17 protein-coding genes are annotated in these 20,274 nt (G+C 69.8%); 12 read left to right on the top strand and 5 right to left on the bottom strand.

Features of this window, described 5'->3' with window-relative positions; translation table 11 throughout:
* Positions 1 to 88 precede the first annotated feature (88 nt).
* From AC3WOH_RS05870 to alkB, 7 genes are all read left to right on the top strand, one after another.
* Positions 89 to 991, top strand: a complete 903-nt coding sequence (locus AC3WOH_RS05870) for a DMT family transporter (RefSeq protein ID WP_492228440.1) — start codon at positions 89 to 91, stop codon at positions 989 to 991.
* 85 nt (positions 992 to 1,076) lie between these two features.
* Positions 1,077 to 1,433: a nuclear transport factor 2 family protein gene (locus AC3WOH_RS05865; RefSeq protein ID WP_492228439.1), complete on the top strand. Its 357-nt coding sequence runs from the start codon at positions 1,077 to 1,079 to the stop codon at positions 1,431 to 1,433.
* Positions 1,434 to 1,609: 176 nt separating this feature from the next.
* Positions 1,610 to 2,482 carry a helix-turn-helix domain-containing protein gene (locus tag AC3WOH_RS05860; protein WP_492228438.1) on the top strand — a complete coding sequence of 291 codons (873 nt, stop codon included), beginning with the start codon at positions 1,610 to 1,612 and terminating at the stop codon, positions 2,480 to 2,482.
* A gap of 34 nt (positions 2,483 to 2,516) precedes the next feature.
* Positions 2,517 to 5,336 carry a DEAD/DEAH box helicase gene (locus AC3WOH_RS05855; protein ID WP_492228437.1) on the top strand — a complete coding sequence of 940 codons (2,820 nt, stop codon included), beginning with the start codon at positions 2,517 to 2,519 and terminating at the stop codon, positions 5,334 to 5,336.
* 140 nt (positions 5,337 to 5,476) lie between these two features.
* Positions 5,477 to 6,592, top strand: coding sequence for a bifunctional DNA-binding transcriptional regulator/O6-methylguanine-DNA methyltransferase Ada (gene ada, locus AC3WOH_RS05850; RefSeq protein WP_492228554.1), 1,116 nt, complete (start codon positions 5,477 to 5,479; stop codon positions 6,590 to 6,592).
* Positions 6,589 to 7,323, top strand: coding sequence for a 2OG-Fe(II) oxygenase (locus AC3WOH_RS05845; RefSeq protein WP_492228436.1), 735 nt, complete (start codon positions 6,589 to 6,591; stop codon positions 7,321 to 7,323). Before ada ends, AC3WOH_RS05845 begins: the two co-directional genes overlap by 4 nt.
* Positions 7,320 to 7,991 (top strand): DNA oxidative demethylase AlkB, encoded by a 672-nt coding sequence (alkB, locus tag AC3WOH_RS05840; protein WP_492228435.1) that lies wholly within the window; start codon positions 7,320 to 7,322, stop codon positions 7,989 to 7,991. The genes AC3WOH_RS05845 and alkB overlap by 4 nt, the downstream gene beginning before the upstream one ends.
* A 1-nt stretch (position 7,992) precedes the next feature.
* Here the strand turns inward: alkB and AC3WOH_RS05835 are convergent, their stop codons facing one another.
* Positions 7,993 to 9,783, bottom strand: a complete 1,791-nt coding sequence (locus AC3WOH_RS05835; RefSeq protein ID WP_492228434.1) for a DUF3592 domain-containing protein — start codon at positions 9,781 to 9,783, stop codon at positions 7,993 to 7,995.
* 89 nt (positions 9,784 to 9,872) lie between these two features.
* Here AC3WOH_RS05835 and AC3WOH_RS05830 point away from each other — a divergent pair, with 89 nt between their 5' ends.
* Positions 9,873 to 10,364 carry an EVE domain-containing protein gene (locus tag AC3WOH_RS05830; protein WP_492228433.1) on the top strand — a complete coding sequence of 164 codons (492 nt, stop codon included), beginning with the start codon at positions 9,873 to 9,875 and terminating at the stop codon, positions 10,362 to 10,364.
* A gap of 7 nt (positions 10,365 to 10,371) precedes the next feature.
* Here AC3WOH_RS05830 and AC3WOH_RS05825 read toward each other — a convergent pair whose 3' ends face one another.
* Complete coding sequence (locus AC3WOH_RS05825; protein WP_492228432.1) at positions 10,372 to 11,460, bottom strand: GlxA family transcriptional regulator; 1,089 nt, start codon at positions 11,458 to 11,460, stop codon at positions 10,372 to 10,374.
* Positions 11,461 to 11,596: 136 nt separating this feature from the next.
* Here AC3WOH_RS05825 and AC3WOH_RS05820 point away from each other — a divergent pair, with 136 nt between their 5' ends.
* Positions 11,597 to 13,960, top strand: a complete 2,364-nt coding sequence (locus AC3WOH_RS05820; RefSeq protein WP_492228431.1) for an acylase — start codon at positions 11,597 to 11,599, stop codon at positions 13,958 to 13,960.
* Between the two features lie 254 nt (positions 13,961 to 14,214).
* Here AC3WOH_RS05820 and AC3WOH_RS05815 read toward each other — a convergent pair whose 3' ends face one another.
* Complete coding sequence (locus AC3WOH_RS05815) at positions 14,215 to 14,832, bottom strand: NUDIX domain-containing protein (RefSeq protein WP_492228430.1); 618 nt, start codon at positions 14,830 to 14,832, stop codon at positions 14,215 to 14,217.
* The gene (locus AC3WOH_RS05810) at positions 14,829 to 15,239 is read right to left on the bottom strand and encodes a DUF4406 domain-containing protein (RefSeq protein ID WP_492228429.1); all 411 of its coding nucleotides are present in this window, start codon (positions 15,237 to 15,239) and stop codon (positions 14,829 to 14,831) included. The genes AC3WOH_RS05815 and AC3WOH_RS05810 overlap by 4 nt, the downstream gene beginning before the upstream one ends.
* A gap of 68 nt (positions 15,240 to 15,307) precedes the next feature.
* Here AC3WOH_RS05810 and AC3WOH_RS05805 point away from each other — a divergent pair, with 68 nt between their 5' ends.
* Both AC3WOH_RS05805 and AC3WOH_RS05800 read left to right on the top strand, forming a co-directional pair.
* Positions 15,308 to 16,066 (top strand): DeoR/GlpR family DNA-binding transcription regulator, encoded by a 759-nt coding sequence (locus tag AC3WOH_RS05805; RefSeq protein WP_492228428.1) that lies wholly within the window; start codon positions 15,308 to 15,310, stop codon positions 16,064 to 16,066.
* Between the two features lie 37 nt (positions 16,067 to 16,103).
* The gene (locus AC3WOH_RS05800) at positions 16,104 to 18,047 is read left to right on the top strand and encodes a sensor histidine kinase (protein WP_492228427.1); all 1,944 of its coding nucleotides are present in this window, start codon (positions 16,104 to 16,106) and stop codon (positions 18,045 to 18,047) included.
* Here the strand turns inward: AC3WOH_RS05800 and AC3WOH_RS05795 are convergent.
* A complete protein-coding gene (locus tag AC3WOH_RS05795; protein ID WP_492228426.1) occupies positions 18,038 to 18,937 on the bottom strand; it encodes a LysR substrate-binding domain-containing protein in 900 nt (299 codons plus the stop codon). The two genes, AC3WOH_RS05800 and AC3WOH_RS05795, sit on opposite strands and share 10 nt — an antisense overlap.
* Before the next feature lie 165 nt (positions 18,938 to 19,102).
* Between AC3WOH_RS05795 and AC3WOH_RS05790 the strand changes: the two genes are divergently transcribed.
* A complete protein-coding gene (locus AC3WOH_RS05790) occupies positions 19,103 to 20,077 on the top strand; it encodes a DMT family transporter (protein ID WP_492228425.1) in 975 nt (324 codons plus the stop codon).
* The last annotated feature ends 197 nt before the right edge of the window (positions 20,078 to 20,274 follow it).

The raw sequence follows: 20,274 nt of genomic DNA, 5'->3' as shown, positions 1-20,274 counted from the left end.
CATCTGCAAATTTGCCTTGCTTCAGCCATTCTCCCGGCAGGGATGTTTTTCTACACTTGCGGCATCGGACTGCAAGGCTTGGATGGCAATGGACAAGAAGACACAAGGCACGCTCGAAATGGGCGGCGCGATGGCGATATCGGGCACGATCGGCTGGTTCGTCGTGCAATCGGGCCTGCCGGCCCTGGACGTGGTGTTCTGGCGCTGCGCCTTCGGCGCGGTCACGCTGGCCCTGGTGTGCGCGGCGACGGGCATCCTGCGCGGTGTGCTCACCTGGCGCCAGGCGGGCTGGGCGGCACTCGGTGGCGTGGCCATCGTGACCAACTGGCTGCTGCTGTTCGGCGCCTATTCGCATGCCTCGATCTCGATCGCCACGGCGGTCTACAACACCCAGCCCTTCATGCTGGTGGCCTTCGGCGCCCTGCTCTTTGGCGAGCGCATCACCCTGCCCAAGATCGGCTGGCTGGCCCTGGCCTTTGGCGGCATGCTGCTCATCGTGCAGGCGCGGCCCGGAGCCAGCTTTGCCGGCAGCAACTATGCGCTGGGCATCGCCATGGCGCTGGGCGCGGCCTTCTTCTGGGCCGTGGCCTCGGTCATCGCCAAGCGACTCACGGGCACGCCGCCGCACCTGATCGCGCTGGTGCAGGTTTGCGTGGGCGTGCTCATGCTGGCGCCATTCGCCCACTTCGGCGAGCTGCCCCGCGACGCCCGTACCTGGACACTGCTGGTCACCGTGGGCGTGGTGCACACCGGCATCATGTACATCCTGCTCTATGGCGCGGTGCAGAAGCTGCCCACCTACCTGCAGGGCGCCCTGTCCTTCATCTACCCGGTGGTGGCCATTGCCGTGGACTTCGTCGCCTTCGGCCACCGGCTGCAGCCCGCGCAGTGGCTGGGCGCCGCCGCCATCCTGCTGGCCGCGGCCGCGATGAACCTGCAGGGCAGCCGGCCGCGCACGGCGGCGGCGCCTGCGGCGCAGGGCGTGAAGTAGGCCCATGGGATAAGCACAAAATATCAAAACCGGCGTTCGGCGGTCGGCACCATCGGCAGCTCCATTCAACCCAAGGAGCACCTTCATGGACCACACACTGCAAACCACCTGGGAGACCTACGTCGCCTCATGGAAGGCACCCACCGCCGCGGAGAAGCAGGCCCTCTTTGTCGCCAGTCTGGATCCACACTGCACCTACACCGACCCGCTGGGCGTGGCCTCGGGCTGGGAGGCACTGGCACAGACCATGCAGGGCTTTCACCAGCAGCTGCCCGGCGCCTACTTCGCGACCGAGCGCTTTGCGAGCCACCACCAGCACTGCATGGCGCAGTGGAAGATGGTGGGCGCCGATGGCGCGGTGCTGGGCGAGGGCGTAAGCTTTGGCCAGTTCAACGGCCAAGGCAAGCTGCTCACGATGACCGGCTTCTACGACACCCCCTGAATCTGGTGCAGCGTTTCACGCTATCTGGCACATAAAAAGTCGTCTTTTCGGCCCTGGTCGCGTTGCAAATCCTCGCGATACTCCCGGTATCGCTGTGGTTTGCGCCTTACCAGGACCAAAAATCCGTTCTTTTTATTTGTGCCATCAAGCATGAAACACTGCACCGGCAGCCCAGCATGTTCTACCTGCACCGCATCCAGCGCGGCATCGACTTCATCGAAGCGCATCTCGAGACCGACATCGCCCTGTCGGACGTGGCGCAGGCGGCCGGGCTGAGCCAGTGGCACTTCCAGCGCATCTTCAAGGCCCTGACCAACGAGACCTTGAAGACCTACATCCGCTCGCGGCGCTTCGCCAAGGCGCTGGACCAGCTGCTCCATACGCGCCTGGGTATCCTGGACATTGCCCTCGCGGCCGGCTACGACACGCAGGAGAGCTTCACGCGCGCCTTCAAGGCCTGCTTCGAGCTCACGCCCAACCAGTACCGCAAGTTCGGCAGGCGCAGCCTCTTCGTCAAGAAGGTCCAGTTCGATGAAGACTACCTGCGCCAGCTCGACCGCAACCTGTCGCTCACTCCGGACATCCGCGAGCGCCCACCGCTGCAACTGGTGGGCCTGGCCACCCATTTCTATGGGGCAGATTCGGACAAGGACAACCTGGGCCAGAAGCTGCCCCCGCTGTGGGCGAGCTTCATGCCCCGGCTTGGGGAGATTGCGCACCGGGTGCCCGGGGTCTGCTACGGTGTGGTGAGCCAGACCGCGAGCGACTCCGACCTGCTGCTCTACCACGCCGCCATCGAGGTCTCGCACGCGGGCGCCTTGCCCGAAGGCATGGTGCACCTCGAAGTGCCCGCGGCCCGCTACGCCACGTTCGAACACCGGGGCGCGCCGGAGAACGTGAACCACACCGTCAACTACATCTACGCCAACTGGCTGGCGGGGTCCGGGCAGCGCCACAGCGGCGGTGCCGACCTGGAAATCTACGGCCCCGGCTACCAGGGTGGCTCGGACGCGTCCGTCATGCACTACGCCGTTCCTGTGCTTGGGTAATTGAGTTGGATAGTACGGGCACAATCACCGCCCAGTGACACGCCCCGGCGAACCCTTTTCCTCCCCCGCAGAACCGAACCCGCCGCGCTCCGACCGCCAGGCGGTGATCGCCGCCTGGGTGGCCGCCCTGCGCCGCCAGGCCGGTGCCGATGCACTCAAGGCCCTGCCCCCGCTGACCGACGCCGAGGCGGCGCGCGTGATGGGACTGATGCGTGGCGATGGCGACGCCGCCCAGGCCCCCTCCCCTGCACGGCCCGCCCTGCCCCCCGGCATCGCCGCGGGGCATTTCCAGCCCCGCATCACCCTCATGACCCTGGGCCGGGGTGATGGGATGCTGGGCCTCAAGCCCCAGGGCAAGATGGGACCGCGCGGCGACAGCGTGACCCTGGTGCAGATCGACTGGACCTACCGCCTCGAAGACGCGCCCCAGGCCGCCATCGCCTGGCAAGCACCGGCGCCCACGTCCATCCTCAACTCGCGCCCGGCGCCGCTCGTGGACCTGTACGACACCGGCGGCCCCGTGGTGCGCATGCAGCGCGACCTGGCGGCCGAGTCCGACGCCATGGACCGGGTCTGGGAGCTGGGCCTGCAGCCCCTGGACGCGCGCACCCTGCAGTGGCGCAACCGCGATGCCGGCGCCAGCCTGGGCCCGGTGTGGACACTGGCGCAAGAGGCCTTCTTCGGCGACTTCTGGGCCGAACAGGTGCCGCAGCTTGCGGCCCAGGGCTGGAGCGTGGTGGTGCGGCCCGGCTTTGCGCACGAGAGCGTGCCCGTGCAGCGCTGGAAGCTCATCATCGCCCCCGACACCGGCGAGGTGCTGGGCAAGGAGCTGGCCGGGCCGGTCGGTCCACGCGAGCGCCCGGTGCAGAAGTTGCAGCTGCCCGCCCGCGAGGGCGCCTGGCTGCTGAGCCTGGGCATCGAGATCGACGGCGAGACGCTGGACCTGGCCCCCATGCTGGCCGACCTGCTCAGGCGCGATGCGCGCTGGCTCATCGCGCGGCGCATGGCGCGCATCGACGACCTGGAAATCATCTCGCTGCGCGCCCCCGGCGGGCGGCGCATCGATGCGCCCGCCGGCCCGCTCAAGGCCATCGTGGGCGCCATGGTGGACCTGATCACCGACCCCGAGCGCAACCAGCGCAAGGACGGCGATCCGCTGCGCCTGGGCGCCTGGGAGCTGCGCCGGCTCGAAGCCCTGCGCGCCGGCCTGGTGCAGGCCCACCGCGTGGACGCCTCCAACGACTGGCAGCTGCAGGGCGATATCGGCCTGTCGCAGCTGGCCAAGCGCCTCAAGGCCATCGGCACGCCCGAGCCGGTGCCCGCGCCACAGGGCCTGCAAGTGCAGTTGCGCCCCTACCAACTGGAGGGCCTGGCCTGGCTGCAGTACCTGCGCGCGCAAGGGCTGGGCGGCATCCTGGCCGACGACATGGGCCTGGGCAAGACCGCGCAGGCACTGGCCCATATCCTGGTAGAAAAGGAGGCCGGGCGCCTCACGCGCCCCGCCCTGGTGGTGCTGCCCACCTCGCTGCTGTTCAACTGGCAGGCCGAGGCGCGGCGCATGGCGCCCGGCCTGCGCGTGCTGGCGCTGCACGGGCCGGAGCGGGCCAAGGCATTTGCCGAAATGGGCGACCACGACCTGGTGCTGACCACCTACCCGCTGCTCTGGCGCGATGTGGAGGCGCTGGCCGTACAGGCGTTCCATCTGCTCATCCTGGACGAGGCCCAGATGGTCAAGAACGCTGGCAGCCGCAGTGCCCGCGCCCTGCGCCGCCTGCAGGCCCCGCACCTGCTGTGCCTGACCGGCACCCCGCTGGAAAACCACCTGGGCGAGCTCTGGGCGCAGTTCGACTTTCTGATGCCCGGCTTTCTGGGCGACGTGCGCAGCTTCAACGCGCGCTGGCGCAAGCCCATCGAGGAAAACGGCGAGACCCTGCGCGCGCAGTTGCTGTCGCAGCGCGTGCGCCCCTTCATCCTGCGCCGGCGCAAGCAGGACGTGGCCACCGAACTACCCCCGCGCACCGAGGTCATCCAGCACGTGCAGCTGCAGGGCAAGCAGCGCGAACTGTACGAGGCCGTGCGCACCACGGTGGACAAGCAGGTGCGCCGCGTGCTGGAGCGCGAGAGCTTCGACGGCGCGCAGATCACCATCCTCTACGCCCTGCTCAAGCTGCGCCAGGTGTGCTGCGACCCGCGCCTGGTCAAGGGCAGCAAGGTGGCGGCCAGCATGGAGCGCGCCAAGCTGGAACTGCTGGCCGACATGCTGCCCGCCCTGGTGGCAGAAGGCCGGCGTGTGCTGGTGTTCTCGCAGTTCACCGAGATGCTGGAGCTGGTGGCCGAGCAGTTGCAGGCGCTGGAGCTGCCCTTCCTCGCCCTCACCGGCCAGACGCCACCGGGCCGGCGCGGCGACCTAGTCAAGCAGTTCCAGGCGCAGGACGAGGCCAGCCCGCCCATCCTGCTGGTGAGCCTCAAGGCCGGCGGCGTGGGCCTGAACCTCACGGCTGCCGACACCGTGGTCCATGTGGACCCCTGGTGGAACCCGGCTGTGGAGGAACAGGCCACGGCCCGCGCCCACCGCATCGGGCAGGACCAACCGGTCTTCGTCTACAAGCTGGTGGTGGAGGGCAGCATCGAGGAGCGCATGCTGGAGCTGCAGGCGCGCAAGGCCGCACTGGCCCAGGGCGTGCTGGGGCACGACGAGGAAGGCGCGGTGAAGTTCAGCGAGGCCGACCTGCAGGCCCTGCTGGCCCCGCTGTCGGAACCGCAGAACAACCCGCTGGCGATACCAGGCGAGGACGCCAGGCGCTGGGGCGGCACAGGCCTGCGCAGGCCCCGGCCTTTTGTCCCTGACCCCTGAGCACCAGGGCGATCACCAAAGGCGCAGAATTCAAAAGCAAGCTTCGGGGTGCGTGCAAGGCGGTCCATTTTTACAGTGAGGCCATCTCCACTCACTTTGCGAGGCCTACCATGCATTCCACCGCAAGCGCTGACCGCACCATGCCGCAAACCCGCCCCTTCAAGGCATCCAGGGCCGCCCAGGCCGCAGCCACCCAGGCCGACCCGCGCTGGGCGGCGGTGCAGGCACGCGATGCCGCGGCCGACGGCCGCTTCTACTATTCGGTGCAGACCACCGGTGTCTACTGCCGCCCCAGTTGCGCCGCCCGGCCGGCGCTGCCCGAGAACGTGCGCTTCCACGACAGCACCGCCGATGCCGAGCGCGCCGGCTTTCGCCCCTGCAAGCGCTGCAAGCCCGGCCAGGCCTCGCCCGTGGCGCACCATGCAGCCCTGGTCACCGCGGCCTGCCGCATCATCGAGGCGGCCGACACCCCGCCCACGCTGGACGAACTGGCCGCCCGCGTGGGCCTGAGCGCCCACCACTTCCACCGCATCTTCAAGCAGGCCACGGGCCTCACACCCAAGGCCTATGGTGCGGCCCAGCGCGCACAACGCGTGCGCAGCGAACTGGCCGCGCCCCAGGCCGGCAGCGTGACCGATGCGATCTTCAACGCCGGCTACAACGCCACCAGCCGCTTCTACGAAGAGGCCGATGGTGTGCTGGGCATGACGCCTACGCGCTACCAGGCAGGCGGCAGGCAGGTCACCATCCGCTTTGCCATTGCGCAGTGCTCGCTGGGCGCCCTCCTGGTGGCGCAGAGCGGACGCGGTGTGTGCGCCATCTTGCTGGGCGACGATGCCCAGGTGCTGGCGCAGGACCTGCAGGACCGTTTTCCCCACGCGCAGTTGGTGGGCGACGACCGCAGCTTCGACGCACTGGTGGCACGGGTCGTGGCCTTTGTCGAGGCACCGGGCCTAGGCCTCGACCTGCCGCTCGACGTGCAGGGCACGGCCTTCCAGCAGCGCGTATGGCAGGCTCTGCAGGCGATTCCCGCAGGCGAGACGGCCAGCTACGCCGAGATCGCCGAGCGCATCGGCGCGCCCAGCGCTGCGCGCGCCGTGGCCCGGGCCTGCGCCGCCAATGCGCTGGCCGTGGCCATCCCTTGCCACCGCGTGGTGCGCAACGATGGCGCGCTCTCGGGCTACCGCTGGGGCGTGGAACGCAAGCAAGCCCTGCTGGACCGTGAACACCGCCAAGCCAAGGGCCAGCCCGCATGAACGCCCGCCTGCCTGAACACGCTACGGACTGGGCCGCACGCGCGGGCGCCATCGACTGGGCGGCCACCACGGAAGGCCTGAACGCCGAGGGCGCGGCCATTCTGCCGGCACTGCTCAGCGCTGAGGAATGCCAGGCCCTCGCAGGCCTGTACCCGGACGGCAGCCGCTTTCGCAGCCGCGTGGTGATGGCGCGCCACGGCTTCGGCCAGGGCGAATACCAGTATTTCAGCTACCCGCTGCCGCCCCTGGTGGCCAGGCTGCGCGAGGCGCTGTACCCACACCTCTACCCGCTGGCCAACCGCTGGAACCAGGTGATGGGTATCGCCGTGCAGTACCCGGCTGCACATGCCGACTTCATTGCGCGCTGCCATGCGGCCGGCCAGTTGCGGCCCACGCCGCTCTTGCTGCAGTACCAGGCGGGCGACTACAACTGCCTGCACCAGGACCTGTATGGCGAGCATGTGTTCCCGCTACAGGTGGCCATACTGCTGTCGGAGCCGGGGCGCGACTTCACGGGCGGCGAGTTCGTGCTGACCGAGCAGCGCCCGCGCATGCAGTCACGGGCCGAAGTGGTGCCACTGCGCCAGGGCGATGCGGTGGTGTTCGCCGTGCACCACCGCCCCGTGAACGGCACGCGCGGCCCCTACCGCGTGAACATGCGCCATGGCGTGAGCCGGCTGCGCTCGGGCGTGCGGCACACCGCGGGCATCATCTTCCACGACGCGACATGACCTTCAACCTGTTCAGTGACGACGAAGAAACCGCACTGCTCCAGCAGCAGGCCGGCACCCGGGAGGCCCTGGCACCCGGGGCGGTGCTGCTGCGCGGCTATGCGCTGGAGGGGGCCCCCGCCCTGCTCCAGGCAGTGGACAGCATCGCCGCCCACGCCCCCTTCCGCCACCTGGAGACGCCGGGCGGCCAGCGCATGTCGGTGGCCATGACCAACAGCGGCCCGCTGGGCTGGATCTCCGACCGCAGCGGCTACCGCTACGGCCGGGCCGACCCGCTCAGCGGCCGCCCCTGGCCTCCGCTGCCGGCCGTGTTCGCCACCCTGGCGCGCACTGCGGCCGAGGCGGCGGGCTTTGCCGGCTTTGCGCCCGATGCCTGCCTCATCAACCGCTATGCGCCCGGCGCCCGCCTCTCGCTGCACCAGGACAAGGACGAGCGCAGCCACGACCACCCCATCGTGTCCGTTTCGCTGGGCATCCCCGCCGTGTTCCTGTTCGGCGGTGGTGCGCGCGCAGACAAGGCGCAGCGCGTTCCGCTGGTGCATGGCGACGTGGTGGTCTGGGGTGGCCCGGCGCGGCTGCGCTACCACGGCGTGATGCCACTGGCCCAGGCGGAACACCCGCTGACGGGTGCTTGCCGCATCAACCTCACCTTCCGCAAGGCCGGATAACTCAACCGGGCAGAGAGCCCTTGGTATAGCCCGTCTGCCGGCACAGGGACGACAGCAACTGCTGCGCCGCCGCCCTGCCGCGCAGGCTGTCGGCCACGGTGATGGCCTTGCCGCTGGTCAGTGCGGCCTGCAGGCGGTAGTAGGTCTCCTTGTGGCCGCCCGTGGTGGTGGAGTAGCTTTCCTTGAGCTCCAGGCGCGCCACTTCGCTGGCCGTGGCGGTGCTCTGCCAGCGCACCAGGCCCAGCAGGCGCCGCTCGGAGTGGATGCCCTGGCGGTCCAGGTGCACAGTGAGGCTGTTGCACAGGCCATAGAGGGCCCCCAGCACCACCAGCCAACCGATGCCGCCGAAGATCAGCGTGAACGGCAGCGGCGCCGCGTTGGTCCACATCAGCACGCCCCCACCAGCAAAGATGGCGCCGAACACGAGCAGCGCCAGCATGGTCTTCCAGCGTCGCCCGTAGGGAAAATACAGGCGCACCCCACCGGGCACCTGCTCCACGTCGGACACGTCTGCGGCATCACCGGCCTGGGCCACCTCGCCCAGCTGCGGGTGCTGCGCTGCATCGTGGCGCAGCCAGACGGACTTCTGGTTGGTGATGTAGACCGGCACGTCGAAGCTGCGTTCAAAGCCCGGCGCCAGGTTGTCGCCCGAGCTGCCCGGTACGCTGGTGACCTGCAGCTCCCAGCGGTGGTATTTGCTGCCCGGGTCTTCCGAGGCGGGCAGGTGCGCCGGCACGTCAAAGCGCATGGCCAGCCGCACGCCCTCGCCCTGCGCCTCCACCTGGGCCAGGCCGCGCACCTGCCACAGCGTGCGGCTTTCATAGCTGGTCTTGCCGCCCGAGCGGGTGCGTGTGTGCTCCACGCATTGCAGGGTGGCCAGAAAGCGCAGTCCCGAGCTGTAGGCCACGGGCACCGCCAGCGTGGCCCCGAAATGCCCGCCGATGGAGCCCGGAAACGGGTCCAGCTCCAGCCGTGCATCGCCATAGCGCCGTGCATGGAAGGCGCTGCGTGCGGCCCAGGCCAGCAGCACCAGGCCGACCAGCGGGACCAGCACCAGGATGCCTGCCGCCAGGTGGTCGCCACGGGCCAACGCGCGCGGCACCACGGAGAAGGCCATGGGCAGCGCCACCAGGTTCCACAGAACCGCCAGGGCGCAGAGCACCCAGACCCCGATGTGCCGCTGCGCCCGGATGCGGTTGTCCTTCCAGGCTGCGCGCGACTCCCAGGGGCGTGCCTCCCAGGCCGGCCCCGCCGTGGGCGCGCCCGGGGTGCGCGCGAACCGAAAGCGCAGCGCGAACACGATGATGCCGATCCCGGCCCCGCCAAACACCAGCGAGAACACCAGCTTGAAGGCCAGCATGCCAGGCCGAAGGCTGCGGTCCAGCACGGCCTCGGTCGGATCGCTGGGGTTCACCCAGGCCTCCACCGGGGTGCCGCTGCGCTGCGCGGCTTCAAGCCGGGCTCCCAGCTCCTGCTGGAATTCACCCACATTGTCGGCACCCGAGCCGATGGCCACGCGGCGCCCGGTGTACTCCTGCCCCGCCACGCGGTAGCGGTACTCGGCCTTGACGCTGTAGGTGGTGGATTTGCTGCCCCGGCTGGCAACCGTCTCGGCCGAGACCAGCGTGGCCTGCACGGGCTGCCAGCCCTGCATGGTGGTCCAGTCGTACAACGTGGGCAGCACGCTCAGCAGCAGCAGGCCCAGGCCCACAGCCGCAAACGGCATGCCGAACAGCACCAGCACCCAGGGGCCGGGGCCATTGCTCTTCTTGCTCTTGGATTCTTCAGCCATGGCGTGCAGCGCTGCGCCCCTCGCGGGCGGCAGCGCGTTTCCCCCTCACATGTTTTGCGGTCGAACAGTCTCTTTGCCAGAATGGTGCCATGACATCCCCCTCCAGCGCCACCCCCCGCCACTGGCTCATGAAGTCCGAGCCCGAGGAATGCTCCATCGACGACGCCCTGGCCGCGCCCGGTGCCACCGTGCCCTGGACCGGCGTGCGCAACTACCAGGCGCGCAACTTCATGCGCGACGGCATGCAGGTCGGTGACGGCGTGCTGTTCTACCACTCCAGTTGCGCCGAGCCCGGCATCGTCGGCATTGCGCGCGTGGCCTCGGGCACGCGTGCCGACCCCACGCAGTTCGACCCCGCCTCGCCCTACCACGACCCCAAGTCGCCGCCGGACGCGCCGCGCTGGCTGCTGCTCGATGTGCAGGCGCTGCGCAAGACGCGCCTCCTGGGCCTGCCCGAGCTGCGCCAGCACCCCGAACTGGCCGATCTGCGCGTGCTGCAAAAAGGCAGCCGCTTGTCCATCACGCCGGTGGACCAGCCCCACTGGGAGCGCATCATGGCGCTGCTGGACACCAAGGCCTGAGCCGCCCTCAACGGCCTTTTGGCACCGGTGCCTCCCCGGCGCCCTGCCACTGCTTGCGCGTGGTGCGCAGCCGAAAACGCTGGCGCCAGGCGCCTGGCGTCACGCCGCACAGGCGCACGAAGACCTTGCGGAAACTGCCCGTGTCGCTGTAGCCGCACTGCTGGGCCACGTCCTCCACCGTGAGGTAGGTGGTCTGCAGCAGCGCCTGGGCCTGGGCCACGCGCAGGCCGTGCAGGTAGTCCTGCGGCGTCTGGCCGTGCTCCTGCGCAAACCAGCGCAGCAGTGTGCGCGGGCTGGTCGACGCGGCACGCGCCGTGGCCTGCAGGCTGTAGGGCTCGCTGCGGTGCGCCTGCAGCCAGCGCCGCGCCTGCTCCAGCGCGCCTGAGACCAGCGGGCTGCCGGTGGGCGTCTCCATGCCGGCGGGGGCGGTCAGCTGGCGCTGCGGGTCAAAGCGCAGCACCGGCGAGGCGGCCTGCGCCAACTCGGCCAGGGGCGTGCACGACAGCAGGTCCAGCATGGCGGCAATGGTCTCCTGCAGCGAAGCCGTGGTCCACACGGCGCCATCGCGCTGCCAGCCCTGGTGGCGTTGCCAGTTGGCCCCGATGGCGGCGTCCTGCCCCGTGTCGCCGGCCTGCATGAAGATGGACGGAGCGAACACCCAGGGCACGGCCACCTTGCGCCCTGCCAGCAAGCCGCAGTCGGCCAGCAGGCCCGAGCCGTTGAACAGCGCCGCAACCAGCCCGCCCCCCGCCACGTGGGAGCGCAGCAGGGGCCCGAAATGCGCGCAGTAGTGGCTGCTGAGCTCGCGCAGCAGTGGCCCCGTGGGCACCAGCCAGCCTGGCACCACCACCACATGCAAGGGGCCCTCCTGCACCCCGGTGGCTGCGATGGGCGGCGGGTGCCGGGCCAGTTCCTGCGGCAGGCCCAGCCAGTACCAGCGCAGGGGCGGCGGCGCCTCGGCCGCTCGCATGGCGGCCAGCATGTTCATGGCACGCAGGATGTCCACCACGGCAGCCGTCGTGCTGGTGATGCTGTCCGGGCCCCAGAGGATGCCCACATTCACACAGGCAGAGGCAGTGGCGGAAGGTGTCGGCATGCTGGCCATCTTGCCACTATTCGTGTCCATATCGCCGCCGTGTCGAAATGTTACCGGGCCGTAGCATGGCCCTGCGATCCCAACGCCAGAGGCCCGCAGGCCCAGAACAACACCACAGCACCCGGAGACACCGACCATGACACCGACACGACGCCGCACCGCGGCCTTTCGCACCACGGCCGCCGCCAGCGCCATCCTCGCCCTGCTGCTGGGCGGCTGCGCCAGCCCGCCAGGCACCAGCGACCGCAGCGTGACCATCGAGCGCACCACCTACGGCATCCCCCACATCACCGCGCAGGACCCCGAGTCGCTGGCCTATGGCGTGGCCTATGCCTATGCGCAGGACAATGTCTGCATGACGGCCGACCAGCTGGTCACGGCGCGCGGGCAGCGCGCCGCCACCTTCGGCGGCAAGACCATCGGCCTGCTGGGCCGCCGCTACCTGCCCAACGAGCAGATCGACCTGTTCATGGCCGCCCACATGGACGATGCCCTGCTGGCGCGCAGCTGGGCGGCCACCAGCACCGAGGCGCAGTCCATGGCACGCGGCTATGTGGCGGGCTACAACCGCTTTCTGGCCGACCACGCCGGGCGCCTGCCCAAGGCCTGCAACGGCCAGCCCTGGGTGCAGCCCATAACGCTGCCCGAATACCGGCGCATGGCCGAGGTGGTGGCCGTGCAGGCCGGCATCGCTGCGCTGGCCGATGGCATGCTGGACGCGCAGCCCCCGGCGCCCAAGGCGGCACAGGCGGTCGCCCCTGCCGTGGACCTTGCCGATGCCGCCCAGGCGCTGCGCGAGCTGGGCCTGCTCGATTCGCCGCTGGGCTCCAACGCCTGGGCTTTCGGCAAGGAGACCACGGCCAATGGCAGCGGCATGCTGCTGGGCAACCCGCACTTCCCCTGGAGCGGGCCCAACCGCTTCTACGAGATGCACCTGACCATCCCGGGCCGCATGGACGTGATGGGCGTGGGCATAGGCACCTACCCCATGGTCTCGATCGGGTTCAACAAGGACGTGGCCTGGTCGCACACCGTCTCCACCGGCAAGCGCTTCACGCTCTACGAGCTGGCCCTGGTGCCCGGTGAGCCGACCAGCTACCTGGTGGACGGCAAGCCCGAGAAAATGCTGGCGCGCCAGGTGAAGGCCCAGGTGCGCAACCCCGATGGCACGCTGCAGACCCGTGAGCAGACGGTGTGGACCAGCCGTTGGGGCCCCCTGGTGGTGGTGCCGCGCGCGGGCCTCACCTGGACCGGCAAGACCGCCTACGCCCTGCGCGACGCCAACACCGGCAACACCCGCATGATGGACGCGGCCCTGGCCTTTGCCCGGGCCAGCAAGGTGGACGACCTGCACCGGGCCCATGCCTCGCTGGGCCTGCCCTGGGTGAACACACTGGCGGCCGACCGCCAGGGCCGCGCGATGTATGCCGACGTGAGCGTGGTGCCCGACCTCGATGCCGCCGACCTGGAGCGCTGCGCCCCCAGCAAACCAGCCGCGGCCCTGCGCGGCAGCGCCGGCCTGGTGGTACTGGACGGCGCGCGCAGCGACTGCGCCTGGCGCCGCGACAGCGCCTCGCCCGTGCCCGGTCTGATCCCCATGGCCCGCATGCCGGCGGCCTTTCGCAACGACTGGGTGCACAACAGCAACGACAGCTTCTACTACACCCACCCTGCCCAGCCATTCGGCGCCATATCACCCCTGGTGGGCGATGCCAGCCTGACCCGGCCGCGCACCCGCGCCGGCCTGGCCGAGATCCCCGAGATGCTGGGCCGGGGCAAGGTGACGCTGCAGGCCATGCAGCAGCAGCTGTTCCAGAACCGCAACTTCATGGCCTCGGTCACCGTGCCGGACCTGCTGGGCGCCTGCGCCCACGCGCCCAGCGCCGCATCGCGCGACGCCTGCACAGCCCTGCGCGGCTGGAACCTGCGCAATGACCTCGATGCGCGCGGCGCCCACCTGTTCCGCGAGTTCTGGCGCAATGCGCGCAGCATCCCCGGCGTGTTCCGCGTGCCCTTCGACCCTGCGCAGCCCGTGGCCACCCCGGCCGGGCTGAAGATGGACGATGCCGCCGTGGCCGCCAAGGTCTGGGAGGCGCTGGACAAGGCGGTCGCCACCATCCGCAGCAGCGGCTTTGCCCTCGATGCCCCGCTGGGCAGCGTGCAGCGCCCAGCCATCACCGAGGAAGCCATAGCCCTGCATGGCGGCGAAGAGTTCGAGGGCGTGCTCAACAACCTGGGCCGCCAGGAGCCCGCGCCCATCACCGCCGCTGGCCTGCGCATCGACTACGGCACGAGCTATGTGCAGACCGTGACCTTCGACGCGCGCGGCCCGGTGGCCCAGGCCATCCTGACCTATGGCCAGTCGACCAACCCCGAGTCGCCCCACGCGAACGACCAGATGCGCCTGTTCTCGCGCAAGGAATGGCACACCCTGCCCTTCCACCGCGCGGATGTGGTGCGCGAGCGCATAGGCGAACCGCTGCGCCTGGTAAGGCCCTGACGGCTGCCCGGCTCCTCATTGCGCTTCATCCCACTGGGTCTGAAATTGGCGCGGCCAAGGCCAGTGCCCCCCGTGCAAGGGCCGCCCCGCCGCGCAGGCGGCCTTCGCTTGCGTGCACCGGGGGCGTCCCCCTCCCAGATTGCGAAGCAATAGGAGAGAGGGGCTGAGGGCCGCGGCTCCAAGCCTGCCTGCGCAGGCTTGGACGTGCCCGAAGAGCCACCGCCTCTGGCGGTGGCACCGAGGCGCGAAGCGACTCAGGGGGTGTTCACGCTAGCCAAGGCCACGTGCTGCAGCAGCATGATGGTCTTGCCGTCCTGGATGCGGCCCGAGGCGATGGCGGCCAGGGCGTCGGCCAGGGGCATCTCGATGACCTCGATGTCCTCGCCCTCTTCCACCACGCCACCGCCCGCGCGCACGCGGTCGCCGGGCGCGTACTCGGCGATGAAGAAGTGCAGCTTCTCGGTCACCGAGCCCGGGCTCATGTAGGCCTCGAACAGCTTGCGCGGCGCGCGGATGCGGTAGCCGGTCTCCTCCTCGGCCTCGCGGCGGATGCAGGCCTCGGGTTCATCGCCATCGAGCAGGCCGGCGCAGGCCTCGATCAATTGCCCATCGGGTGAGCCATTGAGAAAAGCCGGCAGGCGGAACTGGCGCGTCAGCACCACGGTGCGGCGCACGGGGTCCCACAGCAGCAGCGCGGCGCCGTTGCCACGGTCATAGGCCTCGCGGCTCAGCGGCTGCCACCGGCCATCGCGGCGGCGCAGCTCGAAGTGGATCTTGCGCAGGGTGTACCAGCTGTCCGACAGCAGCTCGGCGCCCAGCAGCCGGACATTCTCGGCATCGCCCGGCAAGGGTGCGGCTTCGGGGCGCCTCATGGCGCTACCGCCTCTGGGGCCACGGAGCGCGCGGGCAATGCATCGATGTGGTGGTAGACGGGCAGGCCCAGGGCCTGCGCACGGGCCACGTCCCTGTCGGCCCCGCGCGATGCGCCGGGCAGGCGCAGCACCGCATCGCAGCGCGACAGCAGCCGCTCGGCCACCGGGTACTGGTAGGCATGGAACACGGCATCCCCCTGCGCGCGTCCGCCTGCCGCCTCGATGATGGGCAGTGCCAGCCACTCGCCCAGCATCGGCAGGTGCCCGCGCTGGTAGATGGGCAGCGCGGCGGCTTCCAGCCGGGCGCGGTTGGCAGCAATGCGCCCGGGGTCGCCATCGGTGCCGGAAAGGTAGGGGCCGGCAATGAGTACCAGCAGGGGGCGGTCAGGCGCCATGGTGTCGTGCATGGGGTTCTCCACAGTTCAATCGTGCAGTATCATGCATTTTCATTTAATTTCATGCAATCAGATAAGCCATGCTCACAAGCCAGCGCAAACAGCTCATCCTCCAGCGCCTGGCGCGCGATGGCCAGATCGTGGCCAAGGCGCTGAGCGACGAATGGGGCGTCTCCGAAGACACGGTGCGGCGCGACCTGCGCGAGCTGGCGGCCGAAGGCCAGCTGCAGCGCGTGCACGGCGGCGCCCTGCCCGCTTCGGCCGCCGTGGGTGACCTGCGGCTGCGCCAGGAGCTCGCGCCCGACGAAAAACGCCTGCTGGGACAGGCCGGCGCCGCCCTGGTCCGGCCCGGCCAGGTCGTCATCCTCGATGGCGGCACCACCTCGCTGCAGGTGGTGCAGCACCTGCCGCTCCACCTGCATGCCACGGTCGTGACCCACAGTCCGGTGGTGGCCGCAGCGCTGGCTGGCCATGTGCACATCGAGGTACTGGGCCTGGGCGGGCGCCTGTACCGGCATTCCATGGTCCATGTGGGCGCCAGCGTGGTCGAAGCCGCCGGGCGGCTGCGTGCCGACCTCTTCCTGATGGGCGTCACCGGTGTGCATGCCGAGGCGGGCCTGACCACCGGCGATTTCGAGGAGGCCGCCGTCAAGCGCGCCCTGCACCAGCGCGCGGCCGAGACCGTGGTGCTGGCGTCCAGCGACAAGCTCGGCGCAGCCTCGCCCTTCACCGTGGCGGCTCTGGGCGACATCGCCACGCTGGTCGTTCCGGCCACGGCGCCCGGCCGCATCCAGCAGGAGTTGCGTGCAGCGGGCGTGGACCTTGTCCTCGCCAGCTGACCCGTCATCCGCCTTGCGCTCCGTGCACAATGCCGGCATGGGACTTCTGGCCACTGCCTGGCGGCTGCAATGGATGCTGGTCTGCCTGCTGGCGGCGGCCATGGGCATGGCCACGGCGCAGGCCAGGGCGCAGCCGCAGCCACCACCGGTCGTGCATTTCACGTCGGCGCTGGAACTGGAGTTGCCGGGCGCGCCATCCCCTCTGGCGGAGCACGCCGACTGGCAGGCCCTGGGCACGGATTGGCGCGAGGTGGCCCTGCCCTTCGTCTTTGCGCGCCAGGTCATTGCGGTCGGCGGGGCCCCCAAGGTCTCGACCCGTTGGTTCCGCGTGCAGGTGCCGGACATTGCGCCGCCCGGCGGCACGGCCCACTTCTACCTCAAGCGCTGGCAGACCGCGGGCCAGATTGCCGTGTACGCGGACGGCCGGCTGATCCACCGCTCGCTGGGCAGCCCGAGCTGGAACCTGTTCCGCCACCCGGGCCTGCTGCTGCCGCTCAACCAGACACCGCTGGCGGCCCCGCCGCACGAGATCCTGATCCGCATGGACAGCCTGCAGGGCGCGGGCGGCGGGCTCTCGTCGTTCTATGTGGGCGACACCGGGGCCCTGCTGTCGCACTACACCACGCGCGAATGGCTGGAGTTCCAACTGCCCTTCATGAGCAGCTCGGCCTTTCTGGCCGTGGCGCTGTTCTGCTTTGGCGTGTGGCTGTGGCGCCCCCAGGACCGCCTGTACCTGCTGCTCGCCGGCTTCTCGCTGCTGCAGGTGGTGCGGCGCTGGCATTTCCACTCCGGCCTGGAACGGCTGCCGGTGAGCGACGCCTGGTTCGGCTGGATCACGCTGAACGCGCTGGCCTGGCAGATCGTGATCCTGCACGCCTTCCTGCAATTGCTGCATGGGCGCAGCATGCCCCGGCTCACGCACTCGCTGCTGGCATTGACGGCGGCGTTCACCGTGCTCACGCTGCCGCTCGGCTTGCCGCTGCCCGCGCTCGTGCTGCTGCGCCCGGGCCTGCAGATACTGCAGATCGCGCTGGCCATCGCCGTAGTGGCCGCAGGCCTGTGGCATTCCTGGCGCAGCCACTCGAAGGACGGCCTGCTGCTGAGCTGCAGCGTCGCCACCGCCGTGGGCCTGGGCACCTACGACTGGTTCAAGTCCCAGCAGCTGCTGGACCTGGAATGGTTCTACCTCACGCCCTATGCGGCCGTCCTGTACCTGGCCGTCTTCATGTTCATCATGCTGCGCCGCTATGTGCGGGCCATCACCGAGGTGAAGCGGCTCAACGCCGGCCTGGCCGAGCAGCTCGCGGTGCGCGAGGCCGAGCTGGAGCGCAGCTACCAGGCGCTCAGGGAGGCAGAGCATGCGCAGACGCTGAGCCGGGAACGCCAGCGCCTGATGCAGGACATGCACGATGGCCTGGGCTCCTCGCTCACCAATGCCATGCGCTCGGTCCAGGGCGGCATGCTGACGGACGAGCAGATGGCCCAGGTGCTCGCCGACTGCATGGACGACCTGAAGCTGGCCATCGACTCGATGGAGCCGGTGGACGCCGACCTGCTGCTGCTGCTGGCCACGCTGCGCTTTCGCATGGGGCCGCGCATCGAGAGCGCCGGCATCGCCCTGCGCTGGGAGGTGCAGGACGTGCCCGTGCTGCAATGGCTGGATCCGTCCAGTGCGCTGCACATATTGCGCATCGTGCAGGAAGCCGTGGCCAACGTGCTGCGCCACACCCAGGCCACCGAGATCCGCTTTCACACCCGCCAGGTGGGGGATGGCATCGAGGTGGCCATCGAAGACAACGGCCAGGGTTTCGACGTGGAGCAGGCGCACGCGGAGCCGGCCGGCAGGGGCTTGCGCAACCAGCAGCGCCGCGCCCAGGCGATTGGCGGCACGGTGGCATGGGCCTCAGGGCCGGCGGGCACGCGCTTCACGCTGTGGCTGCCGATCCGGCCGGCGAAAACCCCTGCGCGCGATCATCCCTGAGCGCTGCCGCTGCGCCGCAGGTGCTGAACCAGGGCCGCCGCAAAGCCCGACGGCTCGATGCCCTTGCGCACGCAGATCTGCAGGTCGCGCTGGGCCCAGGGCTCGTCCATCGCCACCACCACCGGGGGATCCCCCAGGCCCGCGAGCTTGACCGCGCTGCGCGGCACCAGGCCGATGCCCACGCCAGCCCCCACCATGCGGCACACGGCCTCGAAGCTGCGCACCTGGATGCGCACGTCCAGGTGCCGGCCCAGCGCGGCCGCCGCGTTCATGGTGAAGGTGTGGATGGCAGAGCCCGCGTGCAGCATCACGAAGGCATGGTCCAGCACCTCGGCAAAGCCCACTTTCACACGGCCCGCCAGGGCATGGCCACGCGGCACGATCAGCACCAGCCGGTCCTGCCGGTACGGCGCCAGCTCTACACCCGCGCCGCTGCCGCTGTCGGCCAGCACCCCCACCTCGATCTCGCCACTGGCCACGGCCACCACGATCTCGGCGCTGGTGCGCTCCTCCAACGTCACGCTGACCTGGGGGTGCTGCTTCAAGAAGCCGGCCAGGTCGTCGGGCAGAAAGGTGTGCGTGGCATGGGTGTTGGCCCACAGGCTCACATGGCCGCGGATGCCCGTGGCAAAGGGCGAGAGGTTGGCGTGCATCTGCTCCAGGCTGGCCAGCACCTGGCGCGCATTGCGCAGCAAGGCCTCGCCCGCGCGCGTGAGCTGCACGCCGCGGGTCTGGCGCTCGAACAGCGAGGTGTTGAGCGCATCCTCCAGACGCCGCAGCCGGTGGCTGGCCGAGGATGGTGCGAGGCAGGCCCGCGCGGCACCCCGGGTGAGGTTGCGCTCCTCGGCAATGGCGACAAACAGGCGCAGGTCGGTCAGGTCGTAGTTCATGGGGCGGTACACCAGCGTTCGTCATGGACGAACACACGCTTGCGGGAATAGCAATTGTGCCCTGCAACATCCCAAGGCACCATAATCACACTGATTCCTTGGCTCCATCGCATGCATGCATACCGTTCGCGGTGAGCGCATGCAAAACCTCTCCCACGCTTCCCCATGTCCTCCTGGAAACACTGGCCCGCCGAACGCATCGGCCTGGCCCTGGCCGTCCTGGCCGCCCTGGGCTTCTCGTTCAAGGCCATTTTCGTGAAACTGGCCTACGCCGTGCCCCAGGCCACGCCGGTCGACTCGGTCACCCTGCTGGCACTGCGCATGGCGTTCTCGCTGCCCGTGTTCGCCTGGGTCGGCTGGCGCGCCAGCCGCGGCCTGGCACCGCTGTCCCGGCGCGACTGGCTGCTGGTGACCGCCCTGGGCCTGCTGGGCTACTACGGCGCCAGCATCCTCGACTTCATCGGCCTGCAGTACATCAGCGCCAGCCTGGAGCGGCTGATCCTGTTCATGTACCCCACGCTCACCATCGTGATCGGCGTGCTCTTCATGGGCAAGCGCGCTTCAAAGCGCGAGATCGGCTCGCTGTTGCTGTCCTACGCGGGCATCGGCCTGGCCTTTGCGCACGACCTGCATGTGGCGGGCGACGCCCGGGCCGTGCTCATCGGCGCGGGTTTCGTCTTCGGCTCGGCCGTGTCGTATGCCTTCTACCAGGCGGGCAGCGAATCGGCCATCCGCGCCCTGGGCGCGGCACGCTTCACGGCGCTGGCCATGCTGGTGTCCACCGTGGCCACGCTGGCGCACTTTGTGGCGACCCAGCCCGTTGCCGCCCTGGTGCAGCCCGCGCCCGTGTACCTGCATGCCCTGGGCATGGCGGTCTTCTCCACGGTGCTGCCGGTGTTCATGACCTCGGCCGCCATCCGCCGCATCGGGGCGGCCCGCACGGCGCTGATCGGCAACCTGGGGCCCATGCTGACCATCTTCTTCGGCTGCTGGCTGCTCAACGAGCCGCTGTCGTGGTGGCAGATGGCGGGTGCAGGGCTGGTGCTGGCCGGGGTGCTGCTGATCAGCAAGCGCAGCAAGCCCACGACCGTGCCCATGGCAGACCTGCCGCAAGGATTGGCGGCCAGCAAGGCTGGCTGAGGGGCCGCGGTTAGAACCTGTTTACGATCTCGCAGGGGATCGCGTTGGAGCGCAATCGGGATGAGTGGATGCTTCGGATGCGCCGCATGGGCTGGTGCCCATGCAAGCAGCCGGGGCGTCCAATCGCCCGATTTCGCTCCAACCCTTCGGGCAGTGGCCTTGGCGGGCGGTCTGCGGCGTTGCGGCGCTTGTTGATA

This window comes from Acidovorax sp. FW305-C-20-28, from assembly GCF_058783375.1.
Note: the sequence above shows the minus strand (reverse complement) of the source record. Positions and strands in the feature narration are given on the sequence as shown.

What these genes read in the sequence shown, in the direction of transcription:
- AC3WOH_RS05800 (WP_492228427.1), top strand. Translation starts at nt 16,104, where the DNA reads ATGGGACTTCTGGCCACTGCCTGGCGGCTGCAATGGATGCTGGTCTGC.
- AC3WOH_RS05835 (WP_492228434.1), bottom strand. Translation starts at nt 9,783, where the DNA reads ATGGCTGAAGAATCCAAGAGCAAGAAGAGCAATGGCCCCGGCCCCTGG.
- AC3WOH_RS05860 (WP_492228438.1), top strand. Translation starts at nt 1,610, where the DNA reads ATGTTCTACCTGCACCGCATCCAGCGCGGCATCGACTTCATCGAAGCG.
- AC3WOH_RS05870 (WP_492228440.1), top strand. Translation starts at nt 89, where the DNA reads ATGGACAAGAAGACACAAGGCACGCTCGAAATGGGCGGCGCGATGGCG.
- AC3WOH_RS05795 (WP_492228426.1), bottom strand. Translation starts at nt 18,937, where the DNA reads ATGAACTACGACCTGACCGACCTGCGCCTGTTTGTCGCCATTGCCGAG.
- AC3WOH_RS05790 (WP_492228425.1), top strand. Translation starts at nt 19,103, where the DNA reads ATGTCCTCCTGGAAACACTGGCCCGCCGAACGCATCGGCCTGGCCCTG.
- alkB (WP_492228435.1), top strand. Translation starts at nt 7,320, where the DNA reads ATGACCTTCAACCTGTTCAGTGACGACGAAGAAACCGCACTGCTCCAG.
- AC3WOH_RS05810 (WP_492228429.1), bottom strand. Translation starts at nt 15,239, where the DNA reads ATGCACGACACCATGGCGCCTGACCGCCCCCTGCTGGTACTCATTGCC.
- AC3WOH_RS05830 (WP_492228433.1), top strand. Translation starts at nt 9,873, where the DNA reads ATGACATCCCCCTCCAGCGCCACCCCCCGCCACTGGCTCATGAAGTCC.
- ada (WP_492228554.1), top strand. Translation starts at nt 5,477, where the DNA reads ATGCCGCAAACCCGCCCCTTCAAGGCATCCAGGGCCGCCCAGGCCGCA.
- AC3WOH_RS05825 (WP_492228432.1), bottom strand. Translation starts at nt 11,460, where the DNA reads ATGCCGACACCTTCCGCCACTGCCTCTGCCTGTGTGAATGTGGGCATC.
- AC3WOH_RS05820 (WP_492228431.1), top strand. Translation starts at nt 11,597, where the DNA reads ATGACACCGACACGACGCCGCACCGCGGCCTTTCGCACCACGGCCGCC.
- AC3WOH_RS05815 (WP_492228430.1), bottom strand. Translation starts at nt 14,832, where the DNA reads ATGAGGCGCCCCGAAGCCGCACCCTTGCCGGGCGATGCCGAGAATGTC.
- AC3WOH_RS05865 (WP_492228439.1), top strand. Translation starts at nt 1,077, where the DNA reads ATGGACCACACACTGCAAACCACCTGGGAGACCTACGTCGCCTCATGG.
- AC3WOH_RS05845 (WP_492228436.1), top strand. Translation starts at nt 6,589, where the DNA reads ATGAACGCCCGCCTGCCTGAACACGCTACGGACTGGGCCGCACGCGCG.
- AC3WOH_RS05805 (WP_492228428.1), top strand. Translation starts at nt 15,308, where the DNA reads ATGCTCACAAGCCAGCGCAAACAGCTCATCCTCCAGCGCCTGGCGCGC.